Below are 19,145 nucleotides of genomic sequence, written 5' to 3'. Positions count from 1 at the left end.
CGCATGAAAATTGATACCACCGCATTACTTTCATTTACTGGCAAAACCGTGCTGGTCACGGGCTCCTCTCGTAATCTCGGTCTCACCATTGCAGCCGCTTTTGTGGAAGCCGGCGCGCGAGTGATCTTGCACGGCTCTGAGGCCAATGTGCCGAGTGCATATGAGCACTTGCAAGCTGAGTATCCCGAAGCTGAGTTGCTTCAATTGGCATTTGACCTGTCGGTGCCGTCCGAGATCGATGCCGCGTTTGCACACTTGGCGGCGCAGGGCTGGATGCCGGATGTATTGGTGAATAATGCGGCGCATCTCGGAATCAATGAAGACGGCTTTCTCGGGCAGAGCCCGGAATTCTTCAGAGAAGTGATGGAGGTCAATCTCTTTGGCGCGTTTCGCTGCTGTCAACTCGCCGCCCAACATCAGAAAAAACAGGGCGGGGGGGCGATCGTAAACATATCATCGCTCGCGGGGCATCAAGGTATTCATGGGCGCAGTGCCTATAACATCAGTAAGGCGGCGCTGGATGGTATGACGCGTGCGATGGCACAAGAGCTATCCGGTTTTGGAGTGCGTGTGAATTCCCTAGTGCTTGGTTATGTGTGGACCGAGCGCTGGAATCACCTCGCGGAAGGGGTTGAAGCGCGCCGTCGGAAAAACGTGCCGACGGCTGCACCTAGCTCGCAGGAAGAGATTGCTAGGACGGTGTTGTTCCTGGCTTCTGCGAGCGCCCCGACGCTGGTGGGCGCCCAATTGGTGCTGGATGGCGGTATGGGCATACAGCAATTGCCTAAGGATATTGGAGTTTGAGCGATTCCTGTGATTGGAATCTATGCACCCATGTAAGAGACTTGCATGTTGTATTAGATTGCATTCAATCGAGCTCGTGAAAATTACCCAAAAAGAAATTGAATCCATCACTGCTGTCAAATGTGCCCAACCCCACGGAGTGTTGGGAATGCACCCACACAAAAAAGGTAAAAAGAATTGTTTAATCGTCCGCGCGTATTTAGACGACGCCAAGAGCTGCGAATTGGTCGATGTGGCTGACGACAGCATACGTTACCAGCTACAACGCTTGACCAAGGATGGACTTTTCGAGGGCATTATCGAAGATCGTAGTGACTTTTTCCAATATCGTCTGCGCACCGAGCGCTATAACGGGGAAATTCGCCAATTTTACGATCCCTACAGTTTTTTGCCAACGCTCTCTGAGGACGACGTCTATTTATTCAGCGAGGGGAGTGATCACTTCGTGCACCGCAAGATGGGGGCGAAGGTCCGCACGCATAATGGCGTGCTCGGCGTATCCTTTGCGGTCTGGGCGCCCAATGCGGAGCGCGTATCGGTGGTGGGTGACTTTAATCACTGGGATGGACGCTACCACATGATGCGCAGTTTGGGAGCTTCCGGTATTTGGGAGCTCTTCATCCCTGGCTTGGAGCCAGGTATGAAGTATAAATACGAGATTGGTGCGCGGCAGGGCTTCCCCTTGCTCAAGACGGACCCTTATGGCACGGCGTTTGAAGCGCCCCCATATAATGCATCGATTATTTGCGATGTGGATCACTACGAGTGGCAGGATGCGGATTGGATTCAGCGCCGTGCAAATACGGTTTGGAAGGATCAACCGATCTCGGTGTATGAGATGCATGTGGGCTCATGGAAAGCGGTGGTCGAGGATGCGTCCCGTCCACTCGGTTACCGTGAGTTAGCCAACGAGCTCGTCGAGTATCTGAAGGACATGCACTACACGCATGTCGAGTTTATGCCGCTTTCGGAGCACCCCTTCGATGGCTCCTGGGGGTATCAGGTGACCGGCTTCTTCGCGCCGACCTATCGTTTTGGGGGGCCTGAGGATTTCATGTATTTAGTGGATACGCTGCACCAGAATGGGATTGGTGTGATTATGGACTGGGTGCCCGCACACTTTCCGACCGATAGTTTTGCTTTGGCGCAATTTGATGGCACAGCACTTTATGAGCACGCAGACCCACGGCAAGGTTTCCACCAGGACTGGGGCACTTTGATTTTCAATTATGGTCGCAATGAAGTGCGTGGCTTCTTGATTGCGACCGCGTTGGCTTGGTGTGAGCGCTACCACATCGATGGCCTGCGAGTCGACGCCGTGGCTTCGATGCTCTATCTGGATTACTCGCGTGAAGAAGGGCAGTGGATCCCGAATAAATTCGGGGGGCGTGAAAACCTGGAAGCGATTGAGTTTCTGCGCCAAACCAACGACCTCGTGCACAAATACTATCCCGGCACCTTGATGATTGCCGAGGAGTCGACCTCATTCCCCGGTGTCACGAAGCCCACCACGGAAGGCGGCCTCGGTTTCGATATCAAATGGAATATGGGGTGGATGCACGATACGCTCGCGTATTTCCAAAAAGATCCGATTTATCGTAAATATGAGCATCACCAGCTGTCCTTTGGCATGCTCTACCAATATTCGGAGAATTTCACCCAAGTATTTTCGCACGACGAAGTGGTGCACGGCAAACAGTCGATGTTGCTTAAGATGCCAGGGGAGCCCATTTCAAATAAGGCGCATCAGTTACGCCTATTGTATGGTTTGATGTGGATATGGCCGGGCAAGAAAACACTCTTCATGGGCAGTGACTTCGGACAGTCTTCAGAATGGAATTACAATAAATGCCTGGATTGGCACTTGCTGCAGTATCCTGATCACCAGGGCATACAGATGGTGGTGCGTGACTTGAATAAAATATATCGAGAGATTCCGAGCTTAGCCTTGGGGGATAATGACTCAAAGGGCTTTGAGTGGATCAATTGCACGGATGCAGAAAATAGTATTTTAACCTTTTTGCGCCGAGGTAAGGAGGCGAGCGATGATATTGCTGCTGTCGGGAATTTCACGCCCGTCTTACGTGAAGGTTTCCGGGTCGGTGTGCCCCATGCCGGCTTCTGGAAAGAGATCCTTAATACGGATGCCAAGGAATATGGTGGCCTTGGTTTTGGTAACAATGGTGGCGTGCATGCAGAACCTGTCGAGTGGGATGGACGCCCATACTCGATCAAAATCGACTTGCCGCCACAATCGATGAGCCTCTTTCGTTATCAAGGCTAGTCAAAAGAATAGAAAGAATTAGACGTGTTTCAACAACTGGACCCAATTAAAGCGACTTTCCAACTGAGTCGCTTGCTCTCCGACTCGCAGTATGACCGTGAGCGTCAGCTACGACGTGCCTTGAAACACATTGCACTCTGCGTCAATGCAGACCGGGCTTATTTGAGCCTATGGCAAGAGTCCAAGCTTAGCATTTGCACCATTGCTCAGTGGCAGATTGAACAATTGGACCCCATGCCTGAGGAGTCCATTCGGATGGATTACTTGTCGACTCTAGAGGGGTATTTCGGACAAAACCGGGGGATGTTTTCCCTGCAACGCGAAAGTATTTTCTGGGATTATCATTTGATCGGAGTGCTCTGCCTAGAGTCGCGTGACCCGATTGACCGGCTCAGCCCCGACGAGCAGCAGTTTGTTAAAAATGCGGCACACATGCTGACACCCGCACTCCAGCAACTGGGTGTATCGGTGGGGCTGCGTGACATTGATAATTTGGAAGCAGAGTGTGCGGGTGAGGATGAAGAGGCTGCAATTATAGAGGGGGATGCGCCACATGTGTTGATTGTTGAGGACAATAAAATCAATCAGTTAACCATACTCAAAATGTTACAGCGCTTTGGGGTGGTGGTTCACACCGCTGACGATGGTTTGAATGGAATCAGTGCCTGCCAAAAACAAAAATTTGATCTGATTCTAATGGATTTAAGCATGCCAAACATGGATGGTTTCGACACGACGCGTGAGATCGTGACCAACAGTACCTTGAATAAAAATACACCCATTGTCGCAGTCACCGCCAATACGGGCGAAGATGTTGAAAGTCGCTGCTTGCGTTTAGGCATGGCGGAATTCGTGTCGAAGCCCTTGCGTTTGGAGCGAGTCGAGCGATTGGTGCAGTCGTATTTGAAGTAAGCTCAGCTTGACGGCTATAGTTCATAGCCATCAGGGAAATTGCCCGTATTGTGCTCTTCGCGGGCCAGCATGTATTTTTCAAAGGTGCCCTTGTTGCTGGCCTTCATGTAGGCTTCTTCAGTGCTGATCTGATTGTTTTGTAATAAGCGCTCCAGGGATGCATCCATGGTGATCATGCCATCCTGCATGCTGCTTTCGATGATTTGCCGGATGCGACTGATTTTCCCACTTCGTATGCACGTCGCCAGAGCATCGTGCTTGAGCAAAATCTCGTGCGCAGCAATACGTCCGCCGCCATGTTTCTTGCATAAAAGCTGTGAAACCACGCCATTGAGACTAGATCCAAGCATTGTTCTAACTTGGTTCTGTTCGTCAGCTGGAAAGGCGTCAATGACACGATCAATCGTCATCGGCGCATTATTCGTGTGTAGGGTGCCAAACACCAGCATGCCCATCGAAGCACAATTGAGCGCGAGTCGAATGGTTTGCACATCGCGCATTTCCCCGACCAGTAAGATGTCGGGGTCCGCGCGCATCGCACCGCGCAGCGCTGCGGCAAACGACTGGCTGTGTTCGCCGACTTCGCGATGCACGATCACGCTCTGCTTGTTGCGGTGCACAAACTCCACCGGATCTTCGATGGTAATGATGTGTTTGCAGGATTGCTCGTTGATCAGGTCGATCATGGCGGCAAGCGTAGTGGATTTACCACTACCGGTTGGGCCCGTTACGAAGACCAGACCTGATCGGGCGAAACAAAGTGTTTGAATTACCTCAGGTAGCTGGAGGGATTTAAAGGATTTAATTTCTGCCGGAATTAAACGTAGCACTGCAGCGATGCCCCAATGGTTATAGAAATAATTGGCACGAAAGCGATCGCCCGTATCGATTCCGTAAGCGAAGTCCAATTCCTTGGAGCTTTCATATTCGGCCCATCTTTCGGCGTCACATAGCTCCTTCAGCATCGCTCTCAAGTTTTCCTCGGTGAGCGGGTCCTCGCTAATCTCTTTAATCGATCCCGCAATACGTGCGCGCACAGGGGTGCCGACCGATAGGTGAAGGTCAGATCCTTCTCTTTCCAGCAGCTGGTTGAGATACTTATCGAGGACTGGCATGAGGCATTCAGGTGGTTAGATAGGTCGGCTTTTGCAGCATGATGAGCTCACGTAGTTGCGCACGCTTCATTTCACTTTTCAGGTTTTTTAGTGCCACATCATCGCTGATACGATCGCTCTCCCAGAGTGATAAGACGGACTTGTCCATTAGTCGCATGCCTTCCGCAGAGCCGGTTTCCATCACATTGACCAAGCCCTCGGGCTTATTTTCGTGGATGAGGGTGCGGACGGCGGTGTTGTTGAGCAATAATTCGTAGGCTAGCGCCATATGCCCGTCAGTCGCGGGGAGTAATCTTTGGCAAATGATCCCTCGCAAGGCGTGTGAGAGCATCACGCGAATATGAGTTTGCTGCGAGGCTGGGAAGACGTCGAGCACACGGTTCAAGGTGTTGGCCGCATCACTGGTATGGAGGGTGCCGATCACCAGGTGCCCTGTTTCAGAGGCGGTGATGGCCATTTCGATCGTCTCTAAATCACGCAGTTCACCAATGACGATGATGTCGGGGTCTTGGCGTAACGCGCTCTTTAAGGCTCCCGCAAAACTGTGGGTATGCACACCGACTTCTCGTTGTGTGATCTGGCAAGACTTCGAAGTTTGGACAATTTCAATCGGTTCTTCCACCGCGATCAAATGCTCTTCGCGGGTACAGTTGATATCGTCGATCATAGCGGCAAGTGTCACGCTCTTGCCCGAACAGATTGCCCCTGCGACTAAGATTAAGCCATTGGGGTAGGTCAGTAATTTTCGGATGGGGTCTAGATCCTCAAATCCCAAGTCCTTCAGCCGTGGGATTTTATTTGGAATAATCCTGTAGGTCCCCGCCACGCCCTCTTTATGTTGCATCAAGTTTACCCGGTAGCGCTTACGCAGCCCCAGAGTCAGGGCGAGGTCGAGATCGTGACTGGATTCGAATTCATCTCGCTGAACCTGGTTTAATAAGACAGTGTTCAACACTTTGGAGGCAGCCGCTTCCAGTGGCTTTTGATCCAGGTATTGCAAGGCACCATTGTGCCTCACGAAGGGGCGGGCTCCCGCGCAAAGGTGTAAGTCGCTACTGCCAAGTTCTTGGATCGAGGCGAGTAATTGCCGCATAAAATCGGCGGCATTGACTGGGTCTAAAGTCTCGTTGATCTGGCCGAGATCTGGCATCGACTCGGGTAATTCGAACTTTACCCGTGCCGGGGACACCGGGGCATTGCTGGGAGCGCTGGGTGTGGGCGGGGTAAATGGATCACGGGGGGAGGCTCTTCTTGTGACTTGGCATAGGCGAACTCGACCAAATCCTGCAGTGCGTCAAAATCCACACAGGCTTTTTCCCTTAATAACTCCTCAGCAAAGGGGACGATTTCCGCATCGTCTCCCAGCGACTGTGCCACCGTCAAACAGGGTTGCAGAGAAAAAAGCTTTCGCTCTAATCCCAGAAGAACTAACCATTGTATCTCCTTTTTCAATTTTTGGATCTTAGAGTGTAAACGCTAGATCATTCAATCTTTATCACTTCCGTTAGCCGTCAACTGTATGAATATTAGCTCAGAAGCTCAAAAATCTTTAGAGACGCGCATCGCGTTTCTCGAAAAGCACGTGGCCGAACAGGACGCAGAAATGTATCGTCTGAGTCAGCGAATTGATACCTTGGTCAAAGTCGCCAAGGAGCAGAAAGCGCAACTGGCTGCGGTGGCGGAGTTGAACTCTCAACATGCAGGCGACATGCCTGCCGACGAAAAACCGCCACATTATTGAGCGCAAGACTGTTGTCATCGACGATTTTTCCGTTCTAGCTAGCAACATGAATTGGAAAAAAGTCCGCGAGTTTGAAGATATCATTTATGAGAAATGTGATGGTATCGCCAAGGTAACGATCAATCGCCCACATCGGCGCAATGCTTTCACGCCAGATACGGTGGCTGAAATGATTGAGGCCTTTGCGGATGCCAAAGACGACACCTCTATCGGCGTGGTGCTTTTGACGGGGTTTAACCCGCAAACCGATGGCAAGTTTGCCTTCTGTGCGGGCGGTGATCAGAAAATTCGCGGGCACAAGGCCGGGGGCTATGTCGGGAAGGATGGGGTGCCTCGCCTGAATGTCCTGGATCTGCAAAAATTGATTCGTTCTATGCCCAAAGTGGTGATCGCGCTGGTGGCAGGGTATGCGATCGGTGGCGGACACGTATTGCATGTCGTGTGTGATATGACGATTGCAGCTGACAATGCAGTGTTTGGGCAGACCGGGCCGAAGGTCGGAAGTTTCGATGGAGGCTTTGGCTCCAGCTATCTGGCACGTATTGTCGGGCACAAGAAAGCGCGCGAGATTTGGTATCTATGCCGCCAATACAATGCTCAAGAAGCACTGGATATGGGATTGGTGAATAAAATCGTGCCCTATGAACAGCTGGAGCAAGAAGGGGTGCAGTGGGCGCAGGATATTTTGCAGCATAGCCCGCTGTCGATTCGTTGTTTAAAAGCAGCCTTTAACGCGGATGTCGACGGGCAGCAAGGCTTGCAAGAGCTCGCAGGGAATGCCACTTTGCTCTATTATTTAACCGAAGAGGGCGAAGAAGGGCGAAAAGCTTGGAACGAAAAGCGTGCTCCCAATTACAGAAAATACCCATGGTTGCCCTAAAATATAAAACCTTAATGCCGCTCTTGGCGGCATCTTGTTTATTTGCCACAGCTTGCACAGGCAAAGAGGCGAAATCGGACGCGGTTCCGCAGGCTGCGATGCAACGCTCCGCCCCGGAGACGAGTTTTACAGTGGTCACTTATAACGTCGAAAACCTCTTCGACGTGGATGGTGTGGCGATGTTTGACGACTATAAAATGGGGCCCGATGCCGGTGCTTTAGCCTATACCCGGCGCAAGTTTCAGACGAAGTTGGAAGGCATCGCCGAGGTGCTCCAGCATGTGAATGCAGGTGAGGGGCCTGAGATTATCCTGTTTGAAGAGCTGGAGGCCGATTTCACGCCTGAGTCTACAGTTGCTGATTATGATGCCTTTTTGAAAACCCACCAAGCGCAGAGCATTGCGTCAATGTTGGGAGAGGAATGGTCGGAGGAATATGCGGGTTATCCCTCGGCAGCTTGGTTGCTCAAATCGCTCGCAGATGCCGGACTGAAGGGCTATCAAGTCGTGACCTCCCCCTCACGTGGTATGGACTCCGGAATCGCACATACGAACGCGATCTTTTCCAAATTCCCCATCCAGAGTGTGGAACGGCACCCCTTGGTGCAGGCTCGTGATATTTTAGAAGCTGAAATCGACGTGGAGGGGCATCCGCTCTACGTGTATGTCAATCACTGGAAGTCGGGGGCTTCCAATCCCGAGCGAGAGCACATCCGGGTGGAAAATGCGCTGGTATTGCGCCGCTTGCTGGACGCCCGTTTGGCGGCAGACCCTCAAGCCGATGTCATTATCGCAGGCGATTTGAACTCGCACTATAATCATTCCATTCTCTATCCCGATATGGAGACTGGCATCAACGATGTGCTAGGTTCAGACGGGGACGAAAGCTTCGTGCAGAACGACCTCTATAATCTATGGTTTGAGTTGCCCTCCGAGTTGCGTTTTTCAGAGGTTTGGCGCGGGCACCGCGGCACGCTCATGCATTTAATCCTCACTCCCGGGCTCTACGACGACTCCGGTATCAGTTATATCGACGGAAGCTTTGAAAAATTAATTTTACCCGGGCTGAATACCGATGCGATCGGGCGACCGATCAAATGGAACCCTGGAGGGGAAACGGGCAGTGGTTATTCCGACCACTCGCCACTGTTGGCACGTTTCAAAGTCGGTGCTTTCGCTGCGACCGGTGAATTGAGCCGTGGCGATGACGCGCCTGATTACGAGCGAAAGTTGAACGTTTCTGAGTATCTCGGCACTCTGGATTTGAAGGATGGCGGCTTTTTAAGTGATTTAAGCGACAGCGAGCTAGCACCTCATGTCGCCCACCTTTACACGGTCAATGCTATCGTTAAGAGCATTCGCCCCTTCCGGCTCCAAGTCGGAGAGCGTGTGTGGCCTGCTTATTACGCGGACCGCAGTATGATCGAAGCGGGAGGCTTACCTAGCTACCAGCAGAACAATGAGGGCAAAGTGCGCTTGGTGGTGCAGCCCAATTTCTATTACGGCAAGAGTCAGTTGATCGTTGAAGATATCCTAGGGGAGTGGTAGCGGGCTTGCTCGCAGGCTTTAGTTGCATTTACCAAATCCCGCGCTTGCGCCCCTTGGGGAAATCACCCAAGTTCCACGGTTTCTTATGAGCAAAAAGTTCTACATCACTACCGCAATCGATTATGCCAATGGCTCCCCCCACCTCGGGCATGCCTACGAAAAGGTGCTGACGGATATCGTCGCACGCTTTCGTCGCTTGATGGGCGACGAGGTCAAGTTTCTGACCGGTCTCGATGAGCACGGGCAAAAAGTGCAGATGTCGGCACAAAAAGAAGGCGTGGCACCGATTGAAGTGTGCGATCGGCTGGCGACGGAGTTTCAAGGGCTTTGCACTGCGCTGCACATCTCCAACGACGATTATATTCGCACCACGCAGGACCGGCACAAAGCCGCGGTGCAAGACATTCTACAGAAGCTCTACGACAAAGGGGAAATCTATAAGGCCGACTACAATGGCTTCTATAGTGTTCGTCAGGAGCAGTTTGTGACGGAGAAAGAAAAAGTCGACGGCAAGTGGCCTGAAATCTATGGCGACGTCGTTGAGGTGACGGAGAGTAATTACTTCTTTAAGCTGGCTCAGTATCAAGACTGGTTGGTGGATACCATCAAGACCAATGAGCAGATGATCTATCCCCGCTTTCGCAGTGCAGATGTGCTGCAGTTTTTGAAAGAACCGCTCAATGATCTCTGCATTTCCCGCCCGAAGGAGCGCCTGGAGTGGGGGATTGAGCTACCATTTGACTCCGATTTTGTCACCTATGTTTGGTTTGATGCCTTGACCAACTACATCACTGCGGCGGGCTATGGAACCGATGAGTTCGAACAACACTGGCCTGCGGATTATCATGTCATTGGAAAAGACATTCTGGTGCCCCCACATGCGGTTTATTGGCCCATTATGCTCAAAGCGCTCGGTATCGAACTGCCTAAGCACTTCCTTGTCCATGGCTGGTGGCTGAGCTCAGGCTCTAAAATGTCGAAGAGCACCGGGGAAGTGGTCAATCCGCTCGATTTAATTGATCAATTTGGAGCCGATGCCTTCCGCTACTTCGTGACTCGCGAAATGAATGTCGGACAAGACTCCGAGTTTTCGATCGAGCTGTTTATGAGTCGCTATAATAGTGATCTTGCCAACGATTTGGGTAATTTGGTCAGTCGTCTGCTCAACATGGGTGGACGTTATGCCGAGGGCAAAGTGCCTGCTGCTGAAATCGAGGACACGCCCGAAAAAGAGTTAAAAGCACTCTGGGCGACGACCGGTGCCGAACTGATCCCACTGTTTGAGGACTTCCAGTTCCATAAGGCGCTGGACCGTATTTTCACTTTTGTTTCCGGAATCAACCGCTATGCAGAGACGCGCGCACCATGGAAATTGGCAAAGTCCGAAGCGGCGGCCGATCAGGCAGCGTTGCGCACTTCGCTAGCGACCATGGCCGAAGCACTACGGTTGGCTGTAGTGATGCTCACACCAGTGATGCCAGAGATTTCGAATAAGATTCGTGGCCTGATTGGCGCGGATGACTTTGATCGCCTCGAAGGGCAGTTAGAGTGGGGCAATACGCTCGAAGGTAAGGCTCTGGGGGAGAAGGCAATTTTATTTCCACGTCCCGAGCGCAAGGCCTAGCGCGCTTCAGCTTACCGCGATGAACGACAGCGACACTCAGATTCAAGAAATCAAAGACCGTGTGCTCGCTTTTGCCAAAGAGCGGGACTGGGAGCAATTTCACTCGCCCAAGAACCTTTCGATGGCAATTTCTGCCGAAGCTGCCGAGCTGATGGAACATTTCCTTTGGCAAGGCAGCGAGGCGTCGCGCAGCGACATTGCGAGCGGAAAGTTACGGACAAAAGTAGAAGAAGAATTGGCCGACGTGTTTATCTACGCCATCGAATTTGCCAATGTTGCGGGCCTGGATATCGCTGCGATCATTGAAAAAAAGATGCAGCTAAACGGAGAAAAGTATCCCGTCGAAAAGGCTAAAGGGCGCAGTGTGAAGTATACCGAGCTTTAAATCAAACTCGTATTAGGGCTCCTGTTGACTGTTATTATTGATGGTGTACTTATAGGTGTATGTGGACTTTGCCGTTTAAACTAATTCAGGCGCTGGGATTATGCCTACCCGCAAGCATATTTGCAGCGATCAACATAATTGACTATACGCCTTTGACGAATGACCGTTTCATGGATGATGCGTCATTTTTCGCAGCAGGTCTGGACCTGTCCGGGGTCGCCATTGCTAATACCAGTCAAGGGCCCGCGTTTACGGGAGATGATGGTGGACGCTGGGTCACGATGATTAGCCCCAATGTATTTATTACGGCACATCACTTCGCGCCCAATGTGGGGCAATCAGTAACTTTTTATCAAACAAACTCCGCGCTAGGTGGCTCGTTTACCGCGTCGATCGAAACGACAATGCAGATAGGAGATACAGATATTCGTGTGGGCACTTTGGATACATCCCTACCTGATGACTATGCGTATTATAACATTTCTACGGCAACCATTAGCAGTGAAGTCCCTACCGCGATTACAGGACCCAATGCGCTGACCTTTGGTCGCTCTGAAGGTGATTATGCAACTAGTTTGGACATGGCGGTCGGTCATAATAATATTAATATATTTTATCCTGAGCAGACTTTCGCAGGCTCGACGGGAGATGCCATTGTCATGACATTTGATGATCCTGGTATCGTATATGAAAGTCAGTTTTCACTTGGAGACTCTGGGGCACCCGCGATGATCCTTGAAGGGGGCGAGTTAACTATTGTAGGTATCAATTGGTTTGTGGGCACACTCAGTGATGGTGAAACTGAGATTAGTGGGCTCAGCTTTCTACCGAACTATCAAAGCGAAATACAGGCTTTTATTGACGAGAATGAGGAAGTCGCTCCAGTGCCTGAAGCTTCAGCCGGAGCTTTGCTACTCGGGGTGGGCGCGTTGACTTTAGCCTTAGGCATGCGGCGCAGCTTATGACGCAGCGATGTTGAGCTATGAGGTACGTTCGACTTGTCTTAGGTGAGTGGTGAAGATTAGGCAGAATCTTTATTTTAATTCCCCATTCGTTTGATTTTATGAATCGCTTTGCTATGGTTCGTGCATGGCTAAAAAGAAATCAAAATCCCCCTCCGTAAAAACAGCAGAGACATCAGCCCCCGTGGTTGAAGCCTTGCGTCTGGTTGTTGCTGATAGCTATGCACTGCTGGCTCAAACGCACATTTGCCATTGGAATGTTCGTGGCCCCTCCTTTTTTGCGCTGCATGCCGCATTTGAAGAGCAGTACACTGAGTTGTTTGCCGCGATTGATGAGATTGCAGAGCGTATTCGTGCATTAGGTGCACTCGCGCCTGGTGGCCTAGGCAATTTGGCAAAGATGGCCGGTACTAAGGAAATCGCCGAAGATTCATCCGCCACAGAAATGGTGCAGCACTTGCTGACTTTGAACCAGAAGTTGGTAACTGATCTGAAAAGTGCCCGCGATGCAGCTGGTGATGCCGGTGACGACCAAACCGAGGACGTGATGATTGCGCGTATTCAAGTGCATGAAAAGACGATTTGGATGTTGAATAGTTATTTGGCATAAAGGCCAGCAACCCAACTCTCCTTGAACAAGATTCAGTCCAACAAGCCATTGGTCGCCGTCGCAGGTGCCAGCGGCTTCGTAGGAACACACCTCAGACGTCACTTGTCTGAGGTGTTTTGTTTTCGCGCACTTACGCGCAGCCCTAATATCGTCGCGCAGGCCGGGCAGTCCCACTCAACTGAGTGGACCCATTGTGATTTGTATTCACTCCCTCAAGTGTCAGAAGCACTTAAAGGCTGTGAGCTTGGGCTCTATCTGGTGCATTCCATGGCTCCCTCTTCACGTTTGATGCAGGGCGCGTTTGAGGACACTGACTTGCTACTTGCAGACAACTTTATACGTGCGGCTGAGAGCGCGGGCTTGAAACATGTCATATACCTCAGCGGCTTAATGCCAGAGGGAGATGAAGACTTGTCGCCACATCTGCGTAGTCGCTTAGAGGTGGAGCATGTGTTGAAAAGTCGCTCGGTCAAAGTGACAGTTCTGCGAGCTGGGCTAATTTTCGGGCCCGGCGGCTCCTCGTTTTCAATGTTGATCAATCTGGTCAATGCATTGCCGATCATGCTCCTGCCCGCATGGGTGTGTTCGAAGACGCATTCGATCGATATCCAGAATGTGTGTGAGGCATTCGAGTGTTGTCTAACAGAGCCGAGTCTAGGGGTGGGGCCATATATGACCTCGGGGGCCATGCGCCTATGACCTATCGTGAACTGATCCTTAATACAGGAGCCATTCTCGGAAAACCGGTGCGTGCGTTTAACATCCCCTGGCATCTACTGGCTTTATCCAGACGCTGGGTGGCGCATTTTGGGCGAGTGCCTGTCGCGTTGGTCGGTCCTTTACAAGAGAGTCTGCGGCATGATTTACGTGCTAGACCCAATCCGCTCTTGGAGCGAATTTCTTGTGGTTTACTGAGCTTAGAGGATTCTTTAGCCAAGGCGGTCGATCAGGATGGCAAGCCATTATCTCACCCACGGACTCAGGTTCAAACAGTTGATGCGAAGCAAATTCGGCGTGATAAACGAGTGCGATCCGTGCAGCGGATGCCACTCCCCGCGGTGCTGGATGCGCAGCAAATATCGCAAGAATACGGCCGCTGGCTGAGTCGCACCTTTGCAAACTTGATCCATGCCGAAACTGATGCCGATGGAGTGGTGCGCTTCTATACATTTTTCAGGCGCTTGAAACTTCTTGAGCTCACGCCCACGCCTTGGACTCTACACAATAAGCGCCGTTGTGCCTATTACATCTCTGGCGGGTATTTGGCTGCCCCCGTAGAGCCACCTGGGCGATTCGAATTTCGCTTATTCCCTTCCAGCAACTGTATCATTGCCTCAATTCATGGATTTGCGCCTAAGCTGCCATGGTATATTTATTCCGTCACTCAAGCGCCACTGCACGCTTGGGTGATGCGGGCTTTCAGTCGACATCTAGCAAGATTGTAAATGGATTTGGTCAATCTTTTTGGAGATCTATTCGGCAAGTGTGGATGACTCTGTCGCGGATCGGAGCGAGGCCAGTTTATTGCTTAAAGTTCGTAGGCTCTGAGTATACTTTTTAACGATTAAAACAGCAATGATCAGAAAGATGACCCCAGCCAAACCGCCAAAGAATTGGGTCATTCCTGAATTACCTGCACCTGAAAAGATCAGGATCACCAAGGCCATGCCGAAAAAGGGCATGCTGTTGGAACGTCGCGCTTGTTTCGTTTCCTGTATCTCAATTTTCAAATAATCAATTTCAGCAAGGTCTACACCGCGGTCATTTTGAATCGCCCCCAATAAGCGTTGCTTTGCGTCAAGCAATTGACTTTGTGTGCGGATGTCGTGGTCGATCATGATCTGTAAAGTGGATAAACGTTCGATGTTGCTTACGGCGCTTAGTCGGCTGCGAGGGTCTTGATCAGCGACTGTATTTCCTTGCGTGCTTTAATCAATGCTTGGGGATCCTCTTTATCATTCAGAGGAATCATTAATTGATACGTATTCCAAGTGACGTTGCGTTTCCATTCCTTACGAAAATGCACAAAACTTCCCGTTGAGAACTCTGGATTTGTATACCAAACCCAAAAAAGATAGGTCATGTTTTGCGACTCCGCCACAATTTCGCTGATATAGACAGTGTCCTCATCGAGCGTAGTCTTGAATATTTCTTCCGAGTGAATCGTCCAACCTGAAGTACGTAAGCAGTGGCTGGCAGGATGAATCGAGTTGATCTTACTGCCGCATGTGAGGGCTAAAATGTAGATTCCGTCGGAGTCGCCGATATAGTAATATTTTTCAATCTCACTATCTTCACCGAAGAAGCGGATGTCACTTTCGGTCACTTCCTGGGATTGTCCTAGGTAGGTGCCTGACTTGCCTGCTGAGAGTTCGAGTACCACGGGCGCGCCTTGCTCGGATGAGGATTCCTCGCTTTGCCAGATGTAGAGCAAGGTTAAACAAACCGCACCGGAATACAGCAGGCTACGCGTCTGAACCTTGCGCTCCCACAATATGTTAAGAGTGAGCCATGCCAGTAGAATCAGAGCCGTTGCAAACTTAATGATGTAGCCTGACATCATGCCAGGATCGCCTACATAGTAATTAATCCAATAGGTGGTGCTGGTCACTCCGAGGAACAGCAAACCGAAGCTGGGCAAGACCCGGTAGGCGTTTTGCCCCCCATATATCAGCCAAAAGACTGAAAATGCGATAGAGATGCCGCAAATGATTTGGAGCGCATTAATTGCTGCATACATCGTGATCGCATAGCCGATCAAGGACGGGATTAATACAATTAAAACAGTATAATCCACTGTGGCGACTTCCTGCCGTTTGCGTGTCAGAAGCCAGACCAGAGGGAACAATACTGTGAATAGCGCGACAAAAATCCAGTCAAAGCGATCTTGTGGCGAATCACGCCATGCCAGGAACATGTAGGGAAGTTTAGCTCCATAAGGAACGAAGCCGATAAATAGTAAAATGAACCTTAAGTAGCGAGGCATGATTCAATCTTTGGTTTGAATGGTTCTCTGCGTTTCAGGCGTTTCTTCGGAAGGAGTTTGGCTTGGGAAGAGTCCGCCAATTGCGTAGAACAAATAAGTCGCTAAAATCACAAAGACATAGCCTAAACTTGCATGGTAGGTGTTTCCAAAAGCCTTTTCTCCGATGGCGTAAAACAATAATATGGTGATGACGAGTCGGATGGCATTGGCAAAAATGACCACTGGCAAGAGTGCGAGGTAATGGAGAGTCGCCAGGCCCAGATGGCGATGCTGTTTCATGAGCACTACGATATATCCAAGCAGTAATAAGACGGCTAATTGTGCAATGCCACTGCAGGCATCTGTAATGGCTAGTTGAATTTCTCCCAATTGAATCGTCGTCAAGTGATAGGAGAGGTCGCCGCCGAACATTTGCAGCGTTTCTACAGTCAGCATAGTGGAGATTAATCGTAGAGGATAACTCACCGCTAGAAATAGCTGTTCTTGCACTGGTATGATTACCAGAGTCAACAGCAGCACAGGCATCAGACGTAAAGTACCTTGCAATGCATTACTATAAGTGATCACCGACATCGCTAATAGCATCATGGCGCAACGGACTCCAATTCGTAACTCGCTTCCACCGGGTAGTTGTAATGCGAATGGCACGAGTGCGATCAGGATCCATGCACCTATTTGGGAGCGCAGGTCAAAAACGTCGCGATGTTGCATGGACTCCATGGCTCGCCATGCCAGCACCAGTGCTAATATCCACAGCGGAATCGCATTTTCTCTGGAGGTTGTAAAAAATGCGATTTGTGCCGCAGCATAGAGCAATACGACGACGATGATGAGACATGTCAGTGGGAATTCATGTGTCCAGCGTCGTAAGCGCCACCAGAATTCACCTAAACTGTTTGAGTGACCAAGCATGTGATTGATTTATTGGGATGCTTCCTTAGTTGCATCTTTTGCTTCGGTGGCACGGCGTTGAAGTTCCAGTTGAATCGCTTGTAAGTTTTGAGTGGCGATTGGATTGTTGGGGAACTCATTCAGCAAAGCCTGGCATAAGTTGGAGCGGTTGTAGATCTCGTTCTTGGCTGCGAGCGCTTGTATCATTTGCTCCATTGAGCCCTTCCACGCATCGCGAATCCGTGCAGACTCGGCACCTTGTTGAATTAAATTAAGAAGCAGTTTCTGAGCTTCTTCGTGCGCGCCGCTTTCATGGAGTCTGATCGCGTAACATTCGCGAGCGATTGCTGATTCCGGTGCGGCGGTATAGGCTTGTTGTGCCAGCTTAAGAGCCTCTTGGGCAGCAGAGTCGTCCGAGTTTTGCTCCGCTAGAGTTGCATAGAGTTCGGAGAGGTTCACGAGCACTGGCACTGAGTTGGGAGCCAGTGGTAGTAGTTTACGGTACACTTTGATTGCCGGGGCTTCATAATCGTTGGTCGCGAGCATATGTGCTGTGCGATAGAGTATGGCTGCATTTTCAGAGTTGGCCACTAACTGAGGGTCCTCGGCGACTTGTATGAGTACGGAATGCAATTTCTCGCGGTCGCCAGCAAGTTGGGCCAGTTCAGCTTCGGCGAGCATTGTGGCACCCGCAGGGGAATGCTCGGAGTGATCTTTAAGTGCATTGAGCAAGTCTGATAAATTCGTAGCGAGTTGATTGCGCGAGCAGAATGCCAGATACTGGATCAGGACCCTGCGATCGGTGGGATGGGCGTGGTACAGCGCTTCAAAGGTAGTGGCAGCTTGGTCGATTTGCTTCAATGATTCCAAGGCTGCTATATTTTGTAATTGGCCCGAGATGCTACCGGGAATCAGTTTTAGCAATCGCTGGCTGGCTTGCTGTGCTTCTAAATAGTTTTCATTGCGAAGGTGGAAGTCCGCTGCGATGGACCAGAGCCGAGGCTCTTCGGGATAGGCCTCCAGCGCTTGATCTAAGTCGATGCGTGATAACAGTTGTTTTTGTGCCGCATTTCCAATTTGCGCCAGCGTGAAGATGACATCTTCAAAATTACGAATGTTGAGTAGTTCGGCGATTTGCGCTGCCTCGGTTAAGTTATTCTGGGTCATTAGCTCCAACACCAATGGTCGAATTAGAGTGACATAGGTGGCTAGCCGCTCATGGGCATCATAGGGAAATGCTTTGAGTAGATTAATGATTTCTTTTGCATCTTTGCGTTGAACGGCATCATAAACTGACAACATCTGTGCGACGGGGGTGACTGGTAATTCATCGCCCAGCGCCTCAAGCTTGGCCGAGACGGTGGCGCCATCTCCCGCTTCGTAGGCCAGTAGTGCATCCATGTAGTAGCCGGTCAAAATATCTGCCCGTCGCCCCACGCGATATCGTTTTGCCAGCTCTTGTAGCGCTTCAACCTCCTTGAGCGCGATTAAAGATTCCGCATAGCGAATCGATTCGATCGGGGTCAATTCATCGACCTGTTCGCGGTAGAGGGCCGCAGCTTCTTGCGACTTGCCTTGAATATAGTAAAAATTCGCCAAGCTGATCGTGGCCAATTTGGAATTGAGCGGCATTCGACGCTCTAGATACTCCTGCGCTTTTAGCATCTCGCCGCGCCCGATCGCGTCGTTGGCCAGTGTATAGAGTGCGTAGAGTGCAATGGCGGGATCTTCAGCTTGTGCCAAAGCTTCAAAGCTTGCGCGTGCCTCCGGTGTGCGTTCGGGGCTCTCTTCGATCAGTAGGCTTACTAGTTTGCCTAGTTCTGTTGCTGCGGACTCAGAGGAGGCCAGCTCATCAATCATTTTTTGAGCGGCGGCCACCTGCTCTGACTGAGCATACACGAATGCCATCAACAAGCGCTGTCGGTCGGTTTTAAAGGGTTGTGCAGAGCGGAGCTCTTCTTGTAACAATTGCACATCGCCAGAGCGAAAGAACGCGTTGGCGGCTTGTTCTGCATATTCAGGCTTGAAGGCATTTAATTCCGCAGCGCGTGACCAAAACAGGCCTGCTTCGGTCCAGTTACCTAGCTTTTCGTTGACGGTTGCCAGCTTCGAAACGACATCTTCGTTGTTGGGATCCGCCGCGATGGCAGCCATGAGTTTTTTCTCAGCTAGTTCCCAGTCCTGACTATTGAATGCGCTCACTGCTTCATTGAAGTCTTCCAGTTGGCGGTAATTCTTAGAAACGTAGTAGATGACGGCACCCATCGCACCGAGGACAAGCACTATGAGTGCGACCAAAAGAAACATTTTGGCTCCGAATATTTTCTTCTTCTTATCTGCTGGCATAATATTTCTTTCGATTCCCAAGTGAATCAAATACGTAACTGTTTCTTTCTTAACTAAT

The 19,145-nt window shown here is 50.7% G+C and carries 18 protein-coding genes; 12 read left to right on the top strand and 6 right to left on the bottom strand.

The window, feature by feature from the left end:
• The first annotated feature begins 3 nt into the window (after positions 1 to 3).
• The 3 genes from SH580_RS03905 to SH580_RS03895 are packed head-to-tail and all read left to right on the top strand — an operon-like array spanning position 4 to position 4,000.
• Positions 4 to 804 carry an SDR family NAD(P)-dependent oxidoreductase gene (locus SH580_RS03905; RefSeq protein ID WP_319833706.1) on the top strand — a complete coding sequence of 267 codons (801 nt, stop codon included), beginning with the start codon at positions 4 to 6 and terminating at the stop codon, positions 802 to 804.
• Between the two features lie 22 nt (positions 805 to 826).
• A complete protein-coding gene (glgB, locus tag SH580_RS03900; RefSeq protein WP_425607120.1) occupies positions 827 to 3,088 on the top strand; it encodes a 1,4-alpha-glucan branching protein GlgB in 2,262 nt (753 codons plus the stop codon).
• 24 nt (positions 3,089 to 3,112) lie between these two features.
• On the top strand, positions 3,113 to 4,000 hold the full coding sequence (locus SH580_RS03895; protein ID WP_319833704.1) for a response regulator: 888 nt from the start codon (positions 3,113 to 3,115) through the stop codon (positions 3,998 to 4,000).
• Between the two features lie 14 nt (positions 4,001 to 4,014).
• Here SH580_RS03895 and SH580_RS03890 read toward each other — a convergent pair whose 3' ends face one another.
• On the bottom strand, positions 4,015 to 5,115 hold the full coding sequence (locus SH580_RS03890) for a type IV pilus twitching motility protein PilT (protein WP_319833703.1): 1,101 nt from the start codon (positions 5,113 to 5,115) through the stop codon (positions 4,015 to 4,017).
• A gap of 7 nt (positions 5,116 to 5,122) precedes the next feature.
• Positions 5,123 to 6,265, bottom strand: coding sequence for a type IV pilus twitching motility protein PilT (locus tag SH580_RS03885; protein WP_319833702.1), 1,143 nt, complete (start codon positions 6,263 to 6,265; stop codon positions 5,123 to 5,125).
• Between the two features lie 369 nt (positions 6,266 to 6,634).
• On the opposite strand from SH580_RS03885, the gene SH580_RS03880 reads away from it, so the two are divergent.
• From SH580_RS03880 to SH580_RS03840, 9 genes are all read left to right on the top strand, one after another.
• The gene (locus SH580_RS03880; protein WP_319833701.1) at positions 6,635 to 6,856 is read left to right on the top strand and encodes a SlyX family protein; all 222 of its coding nucleotides are present in this window, start codon (positions 6,635 to 6,637) and stop codon (positions 6,854 to 6,856) included.
• A 46-nt stretch (positions 6,857 to 6,902) separates the two neighbouring features.
• Positions 6,903 to 7,736, top strand: coding sequence for a 1,4-dihydroxy-2-naphthoyl-CoA synthase (gene menB / locus SH580_RS03875; protein WP_319833700.1), 834 nt, complete (start codon positions 6,903 to 6,905; stop codon positions 7,734 to 7,736).
• On the top strand, positions 7,724 to 9,283 hold the full coding sequence (locus SH580_RS03870) for an endonuclease/exonuclease/phosphatase family protein (protein WP_319833699.1): 1,560 nt from the start codon (positions 7,724 to 7,726) through the stop codon (positions 9,281 to 9,283). The genes menB and SH580_RS03870 overlap by 13 nt, the downstream gene beginning before the upstream one ends.
• An 85-nt stretch (positions 9,284 to 9,368) precedes the next feature.
• Positions 9,369 to 10,907 (top strand): methionine--tRNA ligase, encoded by a 1,539-nt coding sequence (metG, locus tag SH580_RS03865; protein ID WP_319833698.1) that lies wholly within the window; start codon positions 9,369 to 9,371, stop codon positions 10,905 to 10,907.
• Positions 10,908 to 10,926: 19 nt separating this feature from the next.
• Positions 10,927 to 11,292: a nucleotide pyrophosphohydrolase gene (locus SH580_RS03860; RefSeq protein WP_319833697.1), complete on the top strand. Its 366-nt coding sequence runs from the start codon at positions 10,927 to 10,929 to the stop codon at positions 11,290 to 11,292.
• A 68-nt stretch (positions 11,293 to 11,360) separates the two neighbouring features.
• Entirely contained in the window at positions 11,361 to 12,257 is an 897-nt protein-coding gene (locus SH580_RS03855) for a hypothetical protein (RefSeq protein WP_319833696.1), read from the top strand.
• 124 nt (positions 12,258 to 12,381) lie between these two features.
• Positions 12,382 to 12,864, top strand: a complete 483-nt coding sequence (locus SH580_RS03850) for a Dps family protein (RefSeq protein WP_319833695.1) — start codon at positions 12,382 to 12,384, stop codon at positions 12,862 to 12,864.
• A gap of 21 nt (positions 12,865 to 12,885) precedes the next feature.
• Complete coding sequence (locus SH580_RS03845) at positions 12,886 to 13,563, top strand: NAD(P)H-binding protein (protein WP_319833694.1); 678 nt, start codon at positions 12,886 to 12,888, stop codon at positions 13,561 to 13,563.
• Positions 13,560 to 14,309, top strand: coding sequence for a Rossmann-fold NAD(P)-binding domain-containing protein (locus SH580_RS03840; protein WP_319833693.1), 750 nt, complete (start codon positions 13,560 to 13,562; stop codon positions 14,307 to 14,309). The genes SH580_RS03845 and SH580_RS03840 overlap by 4 nt, the downstream gene beginning before the upstream one ends.
• Positions 14,310 to 14,336: 27 nt before the next feature.
• Here the strand turns inward: SH580_RS03840 and SH580_RS03835 are convergent, their stop codons facing one another.
• From SH580_RS03835 to SH580_RS03820, 4 genes are read right to left on the bottom strand one after another with little or no spacing between them, the layout of a single operon-like run.
• Positions 14,337 to 14,702 (bottom strand): hypothetical protein, encoded by a 366-nt coding sequence (locus SH580_RS03835; RefSeq protein WP_319833692.1) that lies wholly within the window; start codon positions 14,700 to 14,702, stop codon positions 14,337 to 14,339.
• A gap of 41 nt (positions 14,703 to 14,743) precedes the next feature.
• Positions 14,744 to 15,850, bottom strand: a complete 1,107-nt coding sequence (locus tag SH580_RS03830; protein WP_319833691.1) for an FUSC family protein — start codon at positions 15,848 to 15,850, stop codon at positions 14,744 to 14,746.
• A 3-nt stretch (positions 15,851 to 15,853) separates the two neighbouring features.
• Entirely contained in the window at positions 15,854 to 16,762 is a 909-nt protein-coding gene (locus SH580_RS03825) for an exosortase/archaeosortase family protein (RefSeq protein ID WP_319833690.1), read from the bottom strand.
• A gap of 9 nt (positions 16,763 to 16,771) precedes the next feature.
• On the bottom strand, positions 16,772 to 19,087 hold the full coding sequence (locus SH580_RS03820; RefSeq protein ID WP_319833689.1) for a tetratricopeptide repeat protein: 2,316 nt from the start codon (positions 19,085 to 19,087) through the stop codon (positions 16,772 to 16,774).
• Positions 19,088 to 19,145 lie beyond the last annotated feature (58 nt).

This window comes from Coraliomargarita algicola (assembly GCF_033878955.1).
GTDB lineage: Bacteria > Verrucomicrobiota > Verrucomicrobiia > Opitutales > Coraliomargaritaceae > Thalassobacterium > Thalassobacterium algicola.
The sequence above is the reverse complement of the archived record's forward strand: the minus strand, read 5'-3'. Positions and strand labels throughout refer to the sequence as shown.

Bases quoted from the DNA above. Each gene is read 5' to 3' on its own strand.
- SH580_RS03890 (WP_319833703.1), bottom strand. From the start codon at position 5,115: ATGCCAGTCCTCGATAAGTATCTCAACCAGCTGCTGGAAAGAGAAGGA.
- SH580_RS03880 (WP_319833701.1), top strand. From the start codon at position 6,635: ATGAATATTAGCTCAGAAGCTCAAAAATCTTTAGAGACGCGCATCGCG.
- menB (WP_319833700.1), top strand. From the start codon at position 6,903: ATGAATTGGAAAAAAGTCCGCGAGTTTGAAGATATCATTTATGAGAAA.
- metG (WP_319833698.1), top strand. From the start codon at position 9,369: ATGAGCAAAAAGTTCTACATCACTACCGCAATCGATTATGCCAATGGC.
- SH580_RS03905 (WP_319833706.1), top strand. From the start codon at position 4: ATGAAAATTGATACCACCGCATTACTTTCATTTACTGGCAAAACCGTG.
- SH580_RS03870 (WP_319833699.1), top strand. From the start codon at position 7,724: ATGGTTGCCCTAAAATATAAAACCTTAATGCCGCTCTTGGCGGCATCT.
- glgB (WP_425607120.1), top strand. From the start codon at position 827: ATGCACCCATGTAAGAGACTTGCATGTTGTATTAGATTGCATTCAATC.
- SH580_RS03850 (WP_319833695.1), top strand. From the start codon at position 12,382: ATGGCTAAAAAGAAATCAAAATCCCCCTCCGTAAAAACAGCAGAGACA.
- SH580_RS03825 (WP_319833690.1), bottom strand. From the start codon at position 16,762: ATGCTTGGTCACTCAAACAGTTTAGGTGAATTCTGGTGGCGCTTACGA.
- SH580_RS03885 (WP_319833702.1), bottom strand. From the start codon at position 6,265: ATGCCAGATCTCGGCCAGATCAACGAGACTTTAGACCCAGTCAATGCC.
- SH580_RS03820 (WP_319833689.1), bottom strand. From the start codon at position 19,087: ATGCCAGCAGATAAGAAGAAGAAAATATTCGGAGCCAAAATGTTTCTT.
- SH580_RS03830 (WP_319833691.1), bottom strand. From the start codon at position 15,850: ATGCCTCGCTACTTAAGGTTCATTTTACTATTTATCGGCTTCGTTCCT.
- SH580_RS03835 (WP_319833692.1), bottom strand. From the start codon at position 14,702: ATGATCGACCACGACATCCGCACACAAAGTCAATTGCTTGACGCAAAG.
- SH580_RS03840 (WP_319833693.1), top strand. From the start codon at position 13,560: ATGACCTATCGTGAACTGATCCTTAATACAGGAGCCATTCTCGGAAAA.
- SH580_RS03860 (WP_319833697.1), top strand. From the start codon at position 10,927: ATGAACGACAGCGACACTCAGATTCAAGAAATCAAAGACCGTGTGCTC.